The 17,344-nt window shown below is 50.2% G+C and carries 19 protein-coding genes and 2 pseudogenes; 5 read left to right on the top strand and 16 right to left on the bottom strand.

Going from position 1 to position 17,344, the window contains the following annotated elements:
* Positions 1-37: 37 nt before the first annotated feature.
* The 9 genes and pseudogenes from AC2FNE_RS00370 to AC2FNE_RS00330 form a co-directional block, all read right to left on the bottom strand.
* Entirely contained in the window at positions 38-670 is a 633-nt protein-coding gene (locus AC2FNE_RS00370; RefSeq protein WP_496804559.1) for a cysteine hydrolase family protein, read from the bottom strand.
* 189 nt (positions 671-859) lie between these two features.
* Entirely contained in the window at positions 860-1,324 is a 465-nt protein-coding gene (locus AC2FNE_RS00365; protein WP_170604180.1) for a CoA-binding protein, read from the bottom strand.
* Between the two features lies 1 nt (position 1,325).
* The gene (locus tag AC2FNE_RS00360; protein WP_170476411.1) at positions 1,326-1,691 is read right to left on the bottom strand and encodes a 2Fe-2S iron-sulfur cluster-binding protein; all 366 of its coding nucleotides are present in this window, start codon (positions 1,689-1,691) and stop codon (positions 1,326-1,328) included.
* Positions 1,688-3,037, bottom strand: coding sequence for a selenium-binding family protein (locus AC2FNE_RS00355; protein WP_170476412.1), 1,350 nt, complete (start codon positions 3,035-3,037; stop codon positions 1,688-1,690). The genes AC2FNE_RS00360 and AC2FNE_RS00355 overlap by 4 nt, the downstream gene beginning before the upstream one ends.
* 2 nt (positions 3,038-3,039) lie before the next feature.
* Positions 3,040-3,534 (bottom strand): HpcH/HpaI aldolase/citrate lyase family protein, encoded by a 495-nt coding sequence (locus AC2FNE_RS00350; protein WP_170604182.1) that lies wholly within the window; start codon positions 3,532-3,534, stop codon positions 3,040-3,042.
* The gene (locus AC2FNE_RS00345) at positions 3,516-3,851 is read right to left on the bottom strand and encodes a Rieske 2Fe-2S domain-containing protein (protein ID WP_170604184.1); all 336 of its coding nucleotides are present in this window, start codon (positions 3,849-3,851) and stop codon (positions 3,516-3,518) included. Before AC2FNE_RS00345 ends, AC2FNE_RS00350 begins: the two co-directional genes overlap by 19 nt.
* 15 nt (positions 3,852-3,866) lie before the next feature.
* Positions 3,867-4,124, bottom strand: coding sequence for a hypothetical protein (locus tag AC2FNE_RS00340; RefSeq protein WP_170476417.1), 258 nt, complete (start codon positions 4,122-4,124; stop codon positions 3,867-3,869).
* A 29-nt stretch (positions 4,125-4,153) separates the two neighbouring features.
* Positions 4,154-4,603 (bottom strand): annotated as a pseudogene (locus AC2FNE_RS00335) (3-methyl-2-oxobutanoate hydroxymethyltransferase); the annotation flags it as partial.
* Between the two features lie 199 nt (positions 4,604-4,802).
* Entirely contained in the window at positions 4,803-6,185 is a 1,383-nt protein-coding gene (locus tag AC2FNE_RS00330; protein WP_496804558.1) for a S8/S53 family peptidase, read from the bottom strand.
* A gap of 169 nt (positions 6,186-6,354) precedes the next feature.
* Here AC2FNE_RS00330 and AC2FNE_RS00325 point away from each other — a divergent pair, with 169 nt between their 5' ends.
* A complete protein-coding gene (locus tag AC2FNE_RS00325; RefSeq protein ID WP_170604192.1) occupies positions 6,355-8,241 on the top strand; it encodes an adenylate/guanylate cyclase domain-containing protein in 1,887 nt (628 codons plus the stop codon).
* Positions 8,242-8,268: 27 nt separating this feature from the next.
* Positions 8,269-9,351, top strand: coding sequence for a phosphatase PAP2 family protein (locus tag AC2FNE_RS00320; protein ID WP_496804557.1), 1,083 nt, complete (start codon positions 8,269-8,271; stop codon positions 9,349-9,351).
* 66 nt (positions 9,352-9,417) lie between these two features.
* Here the strand turns inward: AC2FNE_RS00320 and AC2FNE_RS00315 are convergent, their stop codons facing one another.
* On the bottom strand, positions 9,418-10,884 hold the full coding sequence (locus AC2FNE_RS00315) for a SpoIIE family protein phosphatase (protein WP_496804556.1): 1,467 nt from the start codon (positions 10,882-10,884) through the stop codon (positions 9,418-9,420).
* 25 nt (positions 10,885-10,909) lie between these two features.
* Positions 10,910-11,287 carry a hypothetical protein gene (locus tag AC2FNE_RS00310; protein ID WP_170476428.1) on the bottom strand — a complete coding sequence of 126 codons (378 nt, stop codon included), beginning with the start codon at positions 11,285-11,287 and terminating at the stop codon, positions 10,910-10,912.
* Positions 11,288-11,368: 81 nt separating this feature from the next.
* Between AC2FNE_RS00310 and AC2FNE_RS00305 the strand changes: the two genes are divergently transcribed.
* From AC2FNE_RS00305 to AC2FNE_RS00295, 3 genes are read left to right on the top strand one after another with little or no spacing between them, the layout of a single operon-like run.
* Positions 11,369-11,962, top strand: coding sequence for a SiaB family protein kinase (locus AC2FNE_RS00305; protein WP_170476430.1), 594 nt, complete (start codon positions 11,369-11,371; stop codon positions 11,960-11,962).
* A 10-nt stretch (positions 11,963-11,972) separates the two neighbouring features.
* Complete coding sequence (locus tag AC2FNE_RS00300) at positions 11,973-12,362, top strand: DUF1987 domain-containing protein (protein WP_217362361.1); 390 nt, start codon at positions 11,973-11,975, stop codon at positions 12,360-12,362.
* The gene (locus tag AC2FNE_RS00295) at positions 12,359-13,417 is read left to right on the top strand and encodes an adenylate/guanylate cyclase domain-containing protein (protein WP_170604198.1); all 1,059 of its coding nucleotides are present in this window, start codon (positions 12,359-12,361) and stop codon (positions 13,415-13,417) included. Before AC2FNE_RS00300 ends, AC2FNE_RS00295 begins: the two co-directional genes overlap by 4 nt.
* A 132-nt stretch (positions 13,418-13,549) precedes the next feature.
* On the opposite strand, the gene AC2FNE_RS00290 is transcribed toward AC2FNE_RS00295, so the two are convergent.
* From AC2FNE_RS00290 to AC2FNE_RS00270, 5 genes and pseudogenes are all read right to left on the bottom strand, one after another.
* Entirely contained in the window at positions 13,550-14,035 is a 486-nt protein-coding gene (locus AC2FNE_RS00290) for a prepilin peptidase (RefSeq protein WP_170476434.1), read from the bottom strand.
* A complete protein-coding gene (locus AC2FNE_RS00285) occupies positions 14,025-14,879 on the bottom strand; it encodes a helix-turn-helix transcriptional regulator (RefSeq protein ID WP_170610358.1) in 855 nt (284 codons plus the stop codon). Before AC2FNE_RS00285 ends, AC2FNE_RS00290 begins: the two co-directional genes overlap by 11 nt.
* 228 nt (positions 14,880-15,107) lie before the next feature.
* Positions 15,108-16,109, bottom strand: coding sequence for a type II secretion system F family protein (locus AC2FNE_RS00280; RefSeq protein WP_170476438.1), 1,002 nt, complete (start codon positions 16,107-16,109; stop codon positions 15,108-15,110).
* 10 nt (positions 16,110-16,119) lie between these two features.
* Positions 16,120-17,091: a type II secretion system F family protein gene (locus tag AC2FNE_RS00275; protein WP_170476439.1), complete on the bottom strand. Its 972-nt coding sequence runs from the start codon at positions 17,089-17,091 to the stop codon at positions 16,120-16,122.
* Positions 17,092-17,094: 3 nt separating this feature from the next.
* Positions 17,095-17,344 (bottom strand): annotated as a pseudogene (locus AC2FNE_RS00270) (CpaF family protein); the annotation flags it as partial.

The raw sequence follows: 17,344 nt of genomic DNA, 5'->3' as shown, positions 1-17,344 counted from the left end.
TCACTCGCGCGCAAACTATTTTAACGTTGTTGAAGCCTCAGGCAGCCGCATTGTATTCGGAAATAGCCTCGATAACGGCAGAGCGTTGTTGCCTCGCACCGGTCTGAAGATATTCCATGGCATTCAACGCGGCCTCGTGCGCTTCGATCGAAGAACCGGCGACGCAATCTTCGACGACACGGCAGACATAATCTGATTGGTGCGCATCGACGAATGTGTAATGAACGCATACATCAGTCAGCCCACCACACAAGATCAAAGTATTCACCTGAAGCCCTCGAAGAAGAATTTCAAAATCCGTTCCAAAATAGGCAGAGTATCGGCGTTTCGGAACAATATAGTCCCCATCCAGAAATCCCATTTCCTCTTTGGCTATCTCTGTTCGCGGGTCTCCATCCAGACAGTGGATGCCCTCGCTACCGTCCAGTTCACGACCAAAATCGACAAAATCGGGGCGATGTACTTCCTGAATGAATATTACTGGCACGTCTCTTTCATGTGCTGAATCTATCAAATCTTTCGCTGCAATCATGCGTTCTTTGTAACCAGGCATGTTGTCGATCGACCTAACTGCGCTGTTGTCTATGAAAGTACTTTTTTGAATATCGATCACAACCAGTGCTGGTTTGCCTTCAATCAGTTGTCGATCAGGTACGCTTGTGTTTGCCAATGTCTTTTACTCCTTTCGATGAATTGCGCATCAACCCGGGGAACTCTTGCCGCTTTCCCGAAATGGTGCCAAAGCGCTCTGAATTACAAAAGGTTCGATGCTTGTTGCTTGCCAAGAAATCCAAACGCCAAGATTTCGTAGCGCAGGTTCATGGTACAAGATTTTTTTCGTCCAAAGGCAAACCAGCGGTTATATGGGTAAGTCAAGTCGTGGTTTCCAAAATGGACGAAACAACTCGATTTTCGGGCAGCGATTCATGACAACTTTCAAACCCGCATCTTTGGCTAATTGCGCTGCATCATCATCGTAAACGCCAATTTGCCCCCACAGAACCTTGGCCCCTATTTCGATGGCCTGCTCCGCAATTTGATAAAGCTCTTCTTTCGGGCGAAAAACTTCAACCATGTCCACCGGGCGATCGATTTCCTGTAACGAATGCGCGACGGGAATACCGCGGATTTCAGCCAGTTTTGGGTTTGGATTGACCGGAATCATATCGTATCCGGTTTCGTGCAACACCCGAAGTACGCCGTAGCTGAACTTGGTCTTATCTCCGCTTGCACCTACCATAGCGATGGTTTTAACGGATCTTAAAATATCGGCGATATAGCCAGGTTCATAGTTATAGATGTGATCTATATTTGCGTCCGGCACGTCAGATTTCCTTCGGCTTGGCGATGTCCGCCTTAAGTTCATGAGGTTTCAAAGGATCAAGAAAAGGATTGCGATAAAGCCGGTCATGGCTTTCAACTCCAATTTCAATCGTCAAATCTGATTTAGGTCTCGCCACGCACAAAATGATATAGCCATCATTGATTTGACGATTGTTCAGAGCAACTTGCCTTCTCTGATCCACCTTGCCTTGTGTCAGCTTTGCGGCGCACGTGATACAGCCCCCGTATTTGCAACCGTATGGCAGATCCACACCCTGATCCCGAAGGCTATCCAACAGCGCGCGCCGTGCATCGACGCTAACTGTTCTGCCATCACGATTAGCCAATGTAACAGTGTAAGTCTTCATAGCCAGATATCACTTGTGCAATCCCCACCGGGATAGCGAGCCTCGTGACATCTGGAAGGGCCATTCGGCTCTTGACCAAAATCGACAATAAAATCCGGGTTTATGGTCATTCCGCCATTTACCGGATCGCAGTCGATTTGAACCATCACACCACCTTTTTCACGAATTTCCGGGTAGAATTGGTTATCCCAGGTAGAAAAGAGCGATGTGGTGACATAAAGACGTCGCCCATCAAGGCTAAGTTGGAACATTTGCGGCCCGCCAGCGACTTCCACTCCGTTTACATCAGGGGCCTTACCCAAGAGACCACCCATAAAAACTTGGCCGGTCAAAATGGGTTTGTGCGGATCGCTTATGTCGTACTGGCGCATGTCGCCGTGCAACCAGTTGTTCAAATATAGGTATTTGTCGTCCATAGACACCAAGATGGCCGACATCACGCCGGGCACGGGAATTGGCCATTCGGGATGGGGTTCATTTTCAACGTCGATGATCTTTTCCCATTCCCACTTTCCTGTCTCCGACTTCCAGAAATGAATCACATTGGCTGAAAGAGCTGCACCGCAGAACCCGTGTGTGCTATCAGGATTGTGATGAAACTTAACCTCCAACGGTATCAATCCATCCTCGCCCAGATACATCGTCTCGACCGGCACGCGCTTTTCGAAGTCCCACAGGTGCAACCGACGCCCATATTTCAGGTGACCGACTTCTTCGAGATCAAAGCCCGGCATGAAGGTGTTCGGCGCAGCCCACTCGGAACTGACCATTACATTGTGCCGAGGCTGATACCAGAAATCATACCCAAACGGGATATCTCCCATCGAGTTTTCCCATCGGCCAACTATCTCAAAATCCTTGTTCAGATGAAGATAACCGCCAGGTGCCTCTCCTTTAGCATCGCCTAACATCGATATGATGATTTCACTGCCTAAACAGTGTACTGTGTGCGGTCCTGAAAGGTTTGTTTTTGACTTAATCTCGGCGCCATCAATTACCTTGTGTAGACGCGGCGCGCGGGGATCAGTTGCAGTATCCACAACATGTATGTTGTTGGATCGGACACCGGGTAGCAGCAAGTATTTCCGGGACATTGAACTGTCATCGAAACATGAAGAACATGCGTTCCACCCCATGTGGTGCAACTCATCACCAATACCCGGCATATCAAGTCGATGAATGACGCGGCTGTACGTTGGGCTGTCAGGATCCACGTCGATAGTCGCCAGGTAGTCTGGTTTTTGAATCCCCGTCCCTGTGTATATCGCAATGGTATAAAGCAGCTTCTCACGCGGCGCTTTGATGGCTTCCTGAGGAGAAGCATAACCCGGGCCACAACACTCCATGCTTACACCTCCATCCGGTCCGCTATTTCAACTACCCGGTACATATCACGCAAAACAGGTTTCTCTATTAACTTACCATCTATCACAACAAGACCTGTGTCGGCCTCTTCAAATTTCGCAATGATCCGGCGTGCACGCGAGATTTGGTGGTCACTCGGGGTGAACACTTCGTTTAAGGCGGCAATCTGCTTTGGGTGCACTGACCCTTTGCCTGAAAATCCCAAATCTCTTACTTTCTCTGCTTCTTTGCGCATTCCGTCAGGATCGTCCAAATCCAGGAAAGGTACATCAATAGCATCCAAACCGGCCGCAGCCGATGCGTGCACGACGCGGGAGCGGGCGTAGATCAATGACTCGAAGGTATTTTTGCATCGCAGTTCTGCCGCCATATCGACTCCACCGAAAAACATCGCGTCAATTCGACCGGAACATCGGGCAATCTCAATTGCGGCCTCAAGTCCTTCGTTTGTTTCAATAATTAGTAGATAAAGCTCCAATCCGGATCAATTTGATAGTCAACCCGCGGCGAATCGCAATCAATTGCCTCCTTTGCGCCCATCCATATCCACACAAACGCGCCTGCTTCCCGCTCCTCAAACGCCGGGATTTGCGCGGTTTTTGGCATCATTGTCTGTGTCGGTGACTTGGTGCAGTAACCACCTGCGTTGAACTCCATCCCGTGGGAGGGACAGATGATCTTGTCACCGTCAACATGCCCCTCGGAAAGCGGAGCCCAGCGGTGCGGACGTCGATCATAGAGCGCGGCTGGCGTGCTGTCTTCTAGTCTGTAAGGAACAATGGGTGTTTCAAGCAACCAACGTGCCAGAAGCTATGTAGTAACCTCATCCCGGCACGCAGCCACCCACCACATGTTACGAGGATAATTGTCTTCCAGCATTCCGTTGGGAATGCGCTGACCACTCTTTCTAACCGCTGTGCCTTCACGATCTTGATCCATCGCTAGCATCTCGTTGAACTTGGTGGTCTCATCGGACTTCATCTCATAGCTGTGTTCTGCATCCGGAAATTCGCCTGAGCGGACCTCTTTGGCGAATGCTTCAAACGCTTTGGTCGCGATGTCTGCCATACTTGCGTAACGCTTTGCGAACTTTCGCTTTAAAGTGTCAAAAGCGACCAACAAGTCGTAACCATTAAAAAAAACTGGCAGGTTCCAGCGGCTTCGGCCCCTATGGAAAACGTAAAGATGGAAACTGCTTCGTCGACCGCTTTGCCGACCTCGTAAGGCAAGGCCTTTGTCTCTGGCCCGATGACGCCAGCAGCCTCAATCGCGCGAGCATCTTCGATGACTTCCATCGCTAACTCGGCCGTTCGACCCTGCATTTTGAAACCACCCATCAAATTTACCTCATGGGGGAGAAGGCCGACATGGCTCATCACGGGTGGCCCTGCATCTGCTGCAGCTTAGATAATTGCGACCCCCTCGCGACCCAGTTGCAATTTAACAGCCTCGGCGCAGCCTACTTTTATAAGGCGGGTTGCGTTTAGAACCGCCAGTTCTGGCGTGGCGTAAGAACCAAAAGGCATTGAGACAAGACAGAATGTGTTTGGCGCTCCGCGCCCTTAAGTACGCGCGAAACAGACACGAGTTATGCCAAGGCGGAAATGGTCACGACAAGCCGCTGGAAATTTTTGGGCAGTCTTTTCTATCCAAGGCAACTTCCGCCTACTTACTCCCAGGACTAAATCACTTCTGACAGGCTCAACTTCGAAACACAAAACGGTGGTTCCAGACCAACAAAGCCCACTACACGATTGGCGGTTGGCCTATTAAACTGCCCAGTTTCAGAACACCTGTACCAGTCCGCGCACTCCATCCAGTTTGGGCAACTTGGCGTGATGAATTTCGTATAGCTGCCCGCAGTTCTGCCGGCGAAACCGCTGTAGTACCCCAACCCTGACGAAGCGCAGCAATGCATCCGGCTGTTAGCGCAGAAGCTGCTGATGTTCCACCACTACGCAAGAAATGATCGTGATCCTCGGTAAACCAACTTGGAACACAAAAATCCGGTTTTTCCACCGTACCATTGCCTATTTGGAAGTCCTCAGGACCAGGACCTTGGGAAGATGCGCCGATCCATGCACCGTCAGCTCTTACTGCTCCGACCGAAGTGACCTCGGGCAGGCCGTTGGCGCCAAAGATGCTATTACCGGGCCCGGCGTCATAACCAGTCGCTCTTGGGTCCGCGCAAAACTGGCCATTGTTACCTGCTGCAAAAACTACGTCGTGCTTTTCGGCTATACTGGCAATCATCAAATTCAAAAAGTGATCTCTATTGTTGGTATAGCTTCCCCAAAGCCCTTCGGCGAACCGATCGACCACCCCCCAAGCATTCAAAAGGACCCAAGGTCCCTGTTTGCTTAGATAAAGCGCTTTGATAAACGCGAATGCAAAAAGCGCATGCAAAACGAAGTATCCAACATCTGTTATTCTTTCTGGAATAAGGGGAATATCACGTATTTCCGCCTTCGGCGCGATTTTTACCAATGAACGCAAGAGCATGGAGCCATGCCGCTGTTCAAGTGAAGTGTATGGCCACTTACCTTCGCCGGGGATTTTAACCTTACCATCGACGATCCATCCCATGCCACCGCCATAAATACCGTTTAGGGATCCCAAATAGTCCTTATTAAATCCCTGATCGATAACCAAGATTTTCACATCACGACCAAATAACTCATTGTCGACCAGTGCTTCGGATTCAATGAGCTGATGCGCTCGTCGGCGAGTGGCGTAGCTGTAACCGCGCCCTGAACCCGCACACCAATGCTGCCCTTGCGGAGCAAGGTTCATAGAGTACGGGGTGACGTCCACGCCGGCAACTCGGGCAGCCTCAGGATTTCCGTTGGCGGTAGCCTTTTGCAGCATCTGGTCAAGAAGGTTCCGCGCTTTGGTCTTGTCTGGCAAAAGCAAAGGAATCCCGTATCCCAGGTTTTCAACAGATCCACTAGAATCCACTGATCCGTCGCGATTGTATGCTCTCCAAGGGTTGTTGCTCGGTCCGGGGGGAATGATGAATCCTGGCACCCCAAAATCGACGATCAAGTTGTTCAGATCTTGTCCGCAGATAGCCAGGTTGCTGGTAAGTGCATCCTTGCTTAGGTCAAACAAAAAAAGTTTCTCTGCCATTTCGCGTCCTCAATCCTGAGTATGACGCCCCCCCCAAGACCGCGGCATTCAAAGCCATAAGCTCACTGACAGCGGTCAGATGCGGGTTTCGGGCCAGCTATGTTCCTTTGTCTTTTAATTAACTTTTACAACGAATCGACGCATAATGCACCACAGAGGGTATTTGATCATGCGTGTTGATTATTACACGAGTAAACCATCCCCGCCACGATCGAGCTCTCAAAGCTCGATTATTGAGGGCGGTGGCGGTTTAGGATCATCTGTGCCGGGCAATGGTGGATCAGACGTATCTGCAGACGTGATTTCTGGTGAAAAGTGGCTGGCTGACGAAGCTGAGCGTCAATTGCTGTGCGTGAGCTTTGTTGACGTGGTCGGATTCTCGGCCTTGATGCGCAAGGACGAGGAAAGCACATTTTTCAGGTGGGTCGACATGCGGCAAGAACTCGTGATGCCGCTTTTGAAAGAATTTGGAGGCAGCCTTGTCAAGTCGACCGGAGACGGGATCCTTGCCACATTCGACAACCCCGAGGCAGCCGTGCGTTGGGGGCAGGAATTACAGATCCAGGCGCGACAACGACGTCAGGGGTTGGCTCTTAGGATTTCGCTAAATTACTGCCGGGTATTGCGAGACGGCCAAGATCTGCTGGGCGACGGTGTTAACGTGGCAGCAAGACTGCAGGAACATGTGGCCGCTGGTGGGATAATTCTAACGCAATCTGTTCAAGACAACATCTCACACCTTAGCGAGATTCAAACGCGTCCTGTTGGCGAGCTGGAGCTGCGTAAAATGGGCGTCAAAGTCGCAGCCTTTGAACTCACGACTGATGGGCGGCACATGGTTGCCGAAGAACGCCAGTCTGGGCTGCCTTCAATTGCGGTGCTACCCTTTACCAATATCAGCGGCAAACAAGAGGATGAATACTTCGCCTGGGGCATTGTCGAGGACATAGTTGCCCAACTTTCCCAGCATCATGACCTTACAGTGATTGCCAGATCGTCGACCCTTTCATTCGCCCGACAAGCTGTAGATCCGCAGGTGGTTGGACGAACGCTTGGAGTTCGTTACCTGATCATGGGCATGCTGCGTCGTCGGGACGGAAGGGTGCGCGTTTCCACAGAGCTTTTGGATACAGAGAACGGCCAGATACTGGCTGCATTGAAGCGGGATTTTGACGAAATTGACACCTTCGGCGTACAGGATGAAATCGTCGAAACGACACTGATCAACCTTTTGCCTAAAATGCTTCAGGCCGAGCGCAGACGCACGATGCGAAAACGTCTGGCTTCGTTTTCGGCTTATGACATGTACCTGAAAGCACTGGACACTATTGGCAGCCTCGAATTCGAAACTTTCGAACAAGCAGGTGCCTTGTTAGAACGCGCGATTGAGGCGGACCCTGAGTTCCCTTCACCGTTGGCTTGGGCCGCGCGTTGGCACAGTTTGAAAGTCGGACAAGGTTGGTCCACTGATCCCAAAGGAGATTCCCGCAAGGCAGCTGATTTGGCGGCACGCGCCATTCGACTTGACCGTCAAAATGCACTTGCTCTGGCGACCTATGGGCATGTTCAATCATACATGTTCGGGGATTTTGAAACGGCGATCGATTATTTGGATCGCGCGCGCGAAGCAAACCCCAGCAGTTCAATAGCTTGGTTGTTGTCCAGCGTAACATTGTCCAGCATTGGCCGTAACGACGACGCAATCAAAGCAGCGGAGCGAGCATTAAGACTTTCGCCATTCGATCAAAGATTATTCGTTTATTACGCTTTTCTAGGCACGGTCTACTACGATGCCGGGGAATACGAAAAGGCCATTTCCTGGCTTCAACGGGGTTTGGCGGAAAACCCGCGTTACACCAGCGCTCTTAGAACGCTTGTGGTTGCCCAAGTTGCGGCTGGAAAAGCGGGAGAGGCGCAAAAGAGCGCGGCGGACTTGATGAAGTTAGAGCCTGCCTTTTCCCTAGGCAAATACAAAGAGACTCACAAACACTACAGCGACCCGGCAAAGTCGGTGTTGTTTTGCGAACGGTTGCGTCAGGCAGGGTTGCCTGACTAGCAGTCGCCAACACAAGGGGAGAACGATATGACAGGACCGTCAGGCCCGATCAGTTCATTAGACGCCAGAGATGCGAGGGATGCACGCGACGCGCGGGATGCCAGGGATGCGCGGGATGCCCGTGACGCCGGTTACGGCGGCAGTCCCGTTAATCTTAGTATCGGCATATCGCCGCACACGGAACACGACGGTGCAGGTGGAATACCTGTCGAGGACCGTTGGTGGCCCGGAAATCAATGGCCGCACACGCATCCGGTCGCAACTGGTGGCCTTGCTGATCCAGACCCGGTCCGTCTTCATGAAATCTACAGCTCTTTCAATACTGCAACTTTCAGAAGCTGGTCGCCCGGGAACAGGGCTATTGCCTTTCTGTCAGAATTTACCACGCAGGATTCAGATGGTGACAATGTTCCGGATTGGCTGTCGCTTCTGCCACTGGGTGCTGTCCTTACAGAACCTGCACGCACAGGATCAAATGTATCAAATACAACAACGGTCGCTGCTGTTACATGGACAATCGAAGAAGAACTGACCGAGCTTGTAGGCCTGATCGAGTATCGACCCGGTGTTCTGCAAGAGGCGTTGCAACAACGAGGCACTTTAATTGGGTATTTCCAGGGGATAATGCCTTTCAATTACCTGTCGCATCCCAACACCCTTCAACTTTGCCATATTGCACTGACTGTTGCACAGTTTTTGGCCTTTCACTTTAAAATGAGATTTAACCGTCCCAGGCCATCTCAATTACATCCGGCCCTTTTTCCGCCGATCGATGTTCCGCATCATTCAGCCTTCCCCAGCGCTCACGCAACCGAAGCCTGGCTTGTGGCCCTGTGTTTGGACACGGTCATGCTGGATAATTCGGGCAACAAAATCTTGCAGACGACCCATCCCGATGGCGTGGTCCGCAATGCGTTGGAAGACATGGCAAGCCGAATCTCTCGTAACCGAGAAGTACTTGGCGTTCACTATCCTTCTGACAGCCGCGCCGGGGAAGTACTGGCCCGAGCCGCGCTTCCGTTAATCCTGACTTGCCCAACCGTAGGTACTATAGCCGGCGGAGGTTTGGCAGCGAGGGCCAGGGCAGAGTGGCAAAACGTTGGTATTTGATCCCACAATTTTTGCGTAATTTCTGCTAAAATTGATTAAGACAAGAATAGCTACCCACGGAAATATTCAATTATTAATAATAATTGGACGAAATGCGATTACCGTCAAATCATCGAGGCGGTTTTCGTCTTTGGTGTAGTTTTTAAATACTCGGTCGATGGCTTCTAAGAGTTCTGCCGAGCTCGACCAGTTTCCTTGCTTCATCGTCGAAATCACCCTTTGAAATCCAAATGCCAGACGTTTTTCTCCACCCAATTGGTCGATCAATCCGTCTGTAGCAATCGCGAGAAACGTGTTTTCGTCGAATTGGAAATTTTGTTCAGAAAGCTTTGGTGATTTTGGGGTGTCCATGTAGCCCAAACTCAATTTGTCTCCGCGCAACCGTTCCACTTTTTCCCCTTGTTTGATCAACAAAGACATGTGTGCTCCGGAAAAGATCGCTGTTCCTTTGTTTACATCAATTTGGCAGATTGCAGCATCCATACCGTCGTTGGAGGTCGCACCAGATTGGTCTTGGTTCAACAACGTTCTGGTCAAATCGCTCAGTTTAGAAAGTGCCGATGAGGGGCTGAGTGTGCCATCTTCAAAATACAGCCGCTCAAGAATTCCGATCGCCAGCATTGTCATGAAACCGCCCGGAACACCGTGTCCCGTACAATCAATAACGGCGAGTGTAGAAATTGGTCCGTCCTTTCTCAGCCAATAGATGTCGCCGCCGACCAAATCGCGGGGCTCCCATTTGACCGCAAAATCCGAAAAAGCTGTCTTGCACTGTTTAGTTGTCGGCAAAAGGCTTTGCTGAATTCGCGTGGCGTAATTCACGCTTTCAACAATTTGGTGATGAGCTTCCCTTATCGCAGAGACGCGCTCGACTTCACGGTCCAACATCGAGTTGTAGCTTTGAACAACTTTGCCAATCTCGTCCTCGGATCGATATGTAACCCGCTGAGGATCGTCGTACAGTTCAAACTTCTCAATCGCGCTTAACATTTGACGAAGAGGTCTGTTGATAAGCCACAAAAAGGCTGCCGCACCTGCAACGACCAGTGCAAATCCTCCAAGAACGCCCAAAAGGACCACCACGCCAACTTCTGTTCGCAATTCCCTGTTGAGAATTTCCTGGTCTATTCGCGCCAACATAACGGCTGGTCCTGCTGCCGTTGGCACGGAAACGGATATATCCAAACCAGTTTTTTTAATCTTTTCGCACCCGATGGCGGGCCACGATACAAGTGTTTCCGGGTTTTGCTCCAGCCGTTGTTCAGCGCATATCAAATAGGGAAACCCAGAGTAAACTGCTAACAGGCTTTGAGCCTGTGCCTGATTTCCTGACATTACAAGTTCTGCCAATGGGCGCGCAATACGATTAGCTATTGTGGCCATTTCAGCGGCAACTTGATCAGTCTGCGCTTGTCTTTTGAATTCATAGTAGAATAGGAGCACTACGGCATTTAGCGCGCCTCCGATCACGAGGGTCGCCAGAATGTGCTTCAAAAATATTCGGCGCGTTAAAAAGTCCCAGACGTTACGCACTGAACGCCCCTACTTCTTCAGGCATCTAGTTCCCGATTTTCTTCATTGCGGACTGCAGGGCCGCCCGGTTGTTGACTATCATCTGCACGACTTTGTAGTCCCCGGAAATTTCGCGTACGAGAAAGTCTGCCGTTACCGTATCTCCGCCTTCCGTTATCATTTCTGAACAGACGAAATAGTCACCTCCGGCTGGGATAACCATTGGGTGAACATTTGCTGGATAAACAGTCGCAATCTCGTTGGTGGTAGTATCCAGATAAGTATAAGCACCATCAACCATTACTCCGTCGACATGTGCAATCATGGCAGATTGAAGCTTTGCTTTTACTTCCGTTGGTATATCGGCGGCGAGGACCGGGCCAGAAATCAATACGCCGGTAACCCACGATAATATCCTGATCATATCTACCTCCCCAATCAATTCTAAGCGCAATTGATACACTAAAAATGCACAAATGTGTATCATGTGATATTAAGGCTTGAAATGAACTTGGTTCTTTTCGTGCGCGATCAAGGGGAACAAATGCTTGCCAACGAAGTTTACGAGCTGCGCGCCAGTCTACGCAAACAAGGTGTTGTTTTTGCCTACAGTGGCTATGTGACCGAAGGTATTCTCAGCGGCGTTGGCGACGCATTGAAACAAAAACTGGTTTCCGAAGACGCGGACACAAAAACCCTTCGCAGTGTCTTCGCGGTTTTCGTCGAACAAATGCAAAATATTATACGATATTCCGTTGAACGGTTGCCCGCCGACACGGATTCAGATGGGTTGGACATAAGTTATGGCATCCTGACCATTGGGAACGAAGCCGGCAGTTATGTGGTTCATGCCGGAAACCTGATCCTTTCGAGCGATGTAGAAAACATGCAAAGCCGACTGTCAGCTTTGCGAAAAATGAACCGAGAAGAACTTAAAGCAGCCTACAAAGACCAACTTCGTTCAGAACCCGATACTGTCAGCAAAGGTGCAGGCATAGGGCTGATTGAAATTGCGCGCAGAGCATCAAAACCAATTGAGTTCGACTTTATGCGAGTTGATGATCAACACGCATTTTTTGCACTTAAAGCTACAGTTTAAGAGGGGACTTATGGAAAAAATTGAGATCCCCGCCACAAACCGTACACCGACAGTCGAATTTGACTTTGACTCAGGTCGCTTGAAGCTAATCGGAGAATCCTATCCCGAAGATGTTACCACGTTCTACAACCCGTTGTTTCAAGCCCTGAAAGAATGGTTATCGGGTGACGCAAGTTCTAAATGTCGGTTTGATTTTGAGCTCATCTATTTCAATTCGTCGAGCGCAAAAGCCATAATGATGATAATGGAACTCTTGGACTCAGCGGCCGAAAAGGGAAAAGAAATAGAGGTTTTCTGGTTTCACGATCCAGAAGATGAAACCATGGAAGAGCTTGGGGAAGAGTTTGGCGAGGATCTTCAGCACGCCAAGTTCACGTTAAAAAAGTTGTCGGATAGATGACACTCGACGATCTATTTTCTCGGGAACAACAGGTTCTTGAGAGCGCCGAATCTGCCTTGGACAGCGGAAAGTTCCCTAGTGACGAGACACGAGATCCAATTCGACGGCTCGTCGTGGAATACCGAAAACTGTTAAAAACCACGCGGCGCATGATGCGATTGAGTGATCGCAACGAACGGGAGCTGAATGCCTTGGCAGAAAAGCAGCGTATCGCTGCAGAGGAAATCTCGCGTAAAAACAACGAACTTGAGGCCTTATCGGGCAAACTCGCAAAGTATCTCTCCCCCCAGGTATATAATTCTATCTTTTCCGGTCGTCAGGAGGTGAAACTTGCGAGCCAAAGGAAAAAACTAACCGTGTTTTTCTCCGACGTAGCGGGGTTTACAGAGCTTACTGATCAGTTGGAGTCCGAAGACCTAACTCAACTTCTGAACAGTTATCTAACAGAGATGGCGCAAGTCGCGCTGCAACATGGCGCCACCATTGACAAGTTTATCGGTGACGCCATCCTAATCTTTTTCGGTGATCCCGAAACAAAAGGGGTGCGTGAAGATGCGTTGGCCTGTGTACGCATGGCGATCGCGATGCGGGACAAGTTGGCTGAATTGCAGGTCGAATGGAAACGCCAAGGAATAAGACAAGAATTGCAATGCCGAATTGGCATCAACACAGGCTACTGTACTGTCGGAAATTTTGGCAGCGAAGACCGAATGGATTACACCATTATTGGCGGAGCGGTGAATATCGCTTCTCGGCTTGAACATCAGGCCGATGAGGGAGAAATATTTATCTCTTACGAGACTTGGGCACACATAAAAGACGCAATCAGTACCGAAGAGGTGGGACCGATACAGGTAAAAGGTGTTACGCAGCCCGTCATGACCTACCGCGTTTTAGGTCAAAAAGGGGCACCCACCCTTTCTACAAAAGTCCGGTGCGACAAGCCGAATTTTCAATTGGTTTTGGACCCAGCAGCCATGTCGCCAGAAGAGCGTGCTGAAAGTACCAGTATCTTACAATCCGCTCTTACGTCATTGCGCAACTTTGATTCATAAATCTGGAAACCGGATGGAATTCCCTCGTAACCGCAGACAATGGTCGGAAATTGTTAACCGCCAATCTTCGAAAGAATAATCTAGGCCGTAAACCTATATGTTTCGCCATTTTTCTTTCTTTGTGAAAACAGCCTACGCAGCAAGCATCAACGAAGCAAAAGGCAACAGAATACCGGCCATAGCTATTGATACCCCCATCGGATAACCCGCTTTTGGACGCAATGCGCTCCAAACGCACTGCGGCAAGACAAGAAAGCGACAAGAAACAACAACGAACATGCCGATACCCATCGAAGCAGCAAAGCAAAAGAAAAATAATAGCAGGCTATAGCTCGGTACGAAGAGCACCAGTGCGGCAATTGCCTTTACGTCTCCCCCTCCCCAAAGGCGAAACGCAAAACCAGCGAAGCCAAGGAAGAACACGGCGACCGCAAAAAGAATTCGATATGAAATCTCTTGCCACGTAAGAAAGAATGGCGCCGAAAGCAAGAAAACCGCGATCATCGCAAGCACCAGAAAATTTGAGATCTTTAGGAACTTCAAATCGTGCAATGCCATAATGATCAATAAAGGCGCGATCAATATCAGTGGCCCCAACTGAACGAACTCAGGCGACATACGCGCCTCCTGCCGATGCTGGCTTGGGATTCACAATCGGAGTAAGCAAGTCGTGAATTAGTTCCGTTTGTGAAGACGTTCCGGTCTTAATGTAGATATTGCGCAAATGTGTACGAAGGGTCGAAATCGAGATCGAGAGCTCGGAAAGCAACGCGTTGTTGTTCAACCCCCGAGCCAATAGCAGACAGACCCTATATTCAGCTCGGCTCAATCTGCACGGATTTTCCATGGACAAAATCTCTTTGACTTCCGTACGCACAGATTTTCTACGCGCGTTCACAAGCTGTGTTTCAGAGAATCTGCCAAGAGACCTTTTTTTCCAGCAGTCCGAAAGAACTGGGCCCATAAGCGTCAAGGCGTTCGCTAAAGCCGAAGAAATAGGACGGCAAAAATGCAATTCCAAAAAGTCCGATACTCCATTCTGCCTTTCGAGCAATATGGACACTGACTCTGACAATCGGCGGTTTTTATAAAGTTCGGACAGACGAGCGTGATCAGCAAAATCGTTCATTGATCCGAACCACGCCGATCCCGACTTGGCGCGTTTCATATTCACCCCGCAGACGGCTGGCGCTACGCAGAAATCAAAACTTCCCGAGGAGCTGGGCCGCTGATGTCTGACATCGGCGCTGAGCACCTTTGCAGAACCTTTTTCGCAGGACAGATCAACGCGACTAATTGAGATAACATCTGCCCCAATCGCCAGGGCTGTTTCACGCAGTGCGTTTAACAGTGGAACTTTCCCTTGCGAAGCCTGACACAGGACAGCAACAACCTTTAGCAATTCTGGTGTAGGAGCCACCGCAGCTGACGCAGAATTATGCGCCGAAAACATAACACTCATACCATTTACCATCGGTCAAACTTTGACCAACACCTTTCGACAGACGCCCCCACCCGTCGATATGTCTCGGTTTTTTTTGTGTGGCCGGACTCCACATATTCACAAAATTAACTTTGAACTAATCTCTGTACCTGCGCAAAAAGTGGAAGAAGAAGACCTTCTTTTGTTCACAAAATTGGCAACATAGGTGCACTGAAGGGCCTATTGTAGCGCGGTTGGGGTCGAATACTACGCCCCAAAGCCGCGGAAGTATCGAATCATAGAAGGCGCCGCCGTGATAATTATCAACGTGGGCAGCATTAGCGCCGCCAATACAGCCGACATTTTTACGGGCAGCTGGTTAGCCAATTCCTGCGCTCTGGTCTCACGCCAGTCTCTCATTTCCGAGGCATAAGTAGTCAAAGCCTCTGACATACTGGTTCCGTAACGCATGGATTGCTGCACAACGGTCGCAAATGACCGGATCTCGTCGATGCCAGTGCGTTTTGCCATGTCAGACAGCGCTTCTGCGCGTGGTCGCCCAGCCTGGATTTCGTGTTGTGTGTTCAAAAACTCAAAGGCGAGGTCCGGTGAGGCAACGGCCAACTCATTTCCTACACGTGTCATCGCAGCATCAAAACCAAGTCCGGCTTGCAGCGATATCTGCAGCAGATCGAGCGCATTTGGAAAAGCGTCACGGATCTTTTGTTGGCGTTCTTTTTGACGCCGGTTCAACCAGAAAGCCGGAAGAAAATAACCGACTGCCGTCAGCAACCCGATAAGCTGGATCGCATTCGCCTTGCTAATGGATTCAAATGTTCCTGCAATCGACCTTGGGAAAGGAATTCCCGGTGTTTTTGACGCGACTATCAGCAAGGCCACGATCATAGGAACGAAAATACCCAGCCAAACACGTGTCAGCGTGTAGATACGTAGTGTATTAGGACCAGTCAGGCCCGCCTGGAGCAGCTTTTCTTCGATCTTGCGCCGCTCGGACTGCCTGCTTGGAAGCGCCGCTTTGAAAAGGCCCTTGGGGGTGGCAACTGTTTCGCGCAACAGACCGCGATCATTGCGTGAATCGAACCTTTGGGCACGCAGGTTAGCAATGCGGACTGCTGCAGGGTGGCGTCGGCTCAGGGCCGAACTCACCGCAAAGAAAACCAGCAACACGCCCAGCCCAAAAATTGTAAGCAATATAGTTTCGGTAGGAAGTCCGAAACGCAGCGATATCATTTCCAAAATACGATCCATGGAACTGTCCTCAAATCCGAAAGTTAACGAGTCTGTACAGGATGATGACGTTAGAGATCATCAAAACGACGACCAAAATGGCGAGTTTGATGAACGCCGGGTCGTCGCTGACGTCGGTGTAGTATCCCGGCGCATTGATTGACATCAGTCCCATGATCACCAACGGGATGATCGAAAGAAGAACTCCGGACAAACGTCCTTCGGCCGAGATTGCTTTGATCCGGGCGCGCAATGCGATCCGTCTTCTGATCACGTTGGCCAAGACGGAAACGATCCGTTCAAGATCACCACCGGTTCCATGCTGGATTGCCATACTGGCAGCCAGATATTGCGCGTCTTCGGAACCTACACGGTCTGCAAAATCTTGAACGGCATCGGTCAATTCGTCACCGAAACTGATCTGATCGAAGATGATCCCAAATTCTGACCCGATGGGATCTTGCATCTCATCCGCGACGGCCTTGATCGACGTATTAACCGGATGACCGATCCTAAGACCCCGCGCCATCAGTTCCAATGCATCGGGTAACTGACCCGTCAGCAACTTTTGGCGCTCTGCCTGACGCGATTTGACAATCAACGCGGGCACGACTGCACCCAAGAGGAACGCAATCGGAACAGCCTGCCAAGCAGGAAGGAAAAAGACGCCGGCAACGGCCGCCGCTGCTGTTCCCATTGCTGACAGCAGCAGAAAGTTCTGCGGGGATATATTCACTCCCGCTTGCAAAAGCGTTTCTGGCAGCTTTCCAAAAAACGGAACCCGTGCCCAAATGCCCGTCTGGTTATCTGGAAGCAAGATTGAAAGGCGTTCTTCATCTGAAACGCCCTGCTGAACCATGCGCAGACGGCGATTTCTGGCCTCAGCTCGGTTTTCTCCACGCTTGGCAAAGTGGGTCAACCCGGTTACCAGCATGAATATTCCGACGAAGACGCATGCCAGCGTCAGATAATTCAGCAATTCGGCGGTATATACGCTGTCCATGGCTTACCCTCTCGATACACGGAAAGTTTCTGGCGCAAGATCGACACCGGCGGATGTAAGGAAATCAAAGCACTTTGGACGAATTCCCGTAGGAACAAATTGTCCGATGACCTCTCCACTTTCCGAACGGCCCTTTTTCTGGAAAACGAAAATGTCTTGCATAGTGACAATCTCGCCTTCCATTCCCGTAATTTCCGAGATGCTGGTAACGCGACGTGATCCATCCGCCAGTCGCGACAGGTGCACGATAAAG

Source organism: Ruegeria sp. YKSD179 (assembly GCF_059612885.1).
This window is presented reverse-complemented; position numbering and strand designations above follow the sequence as displayed.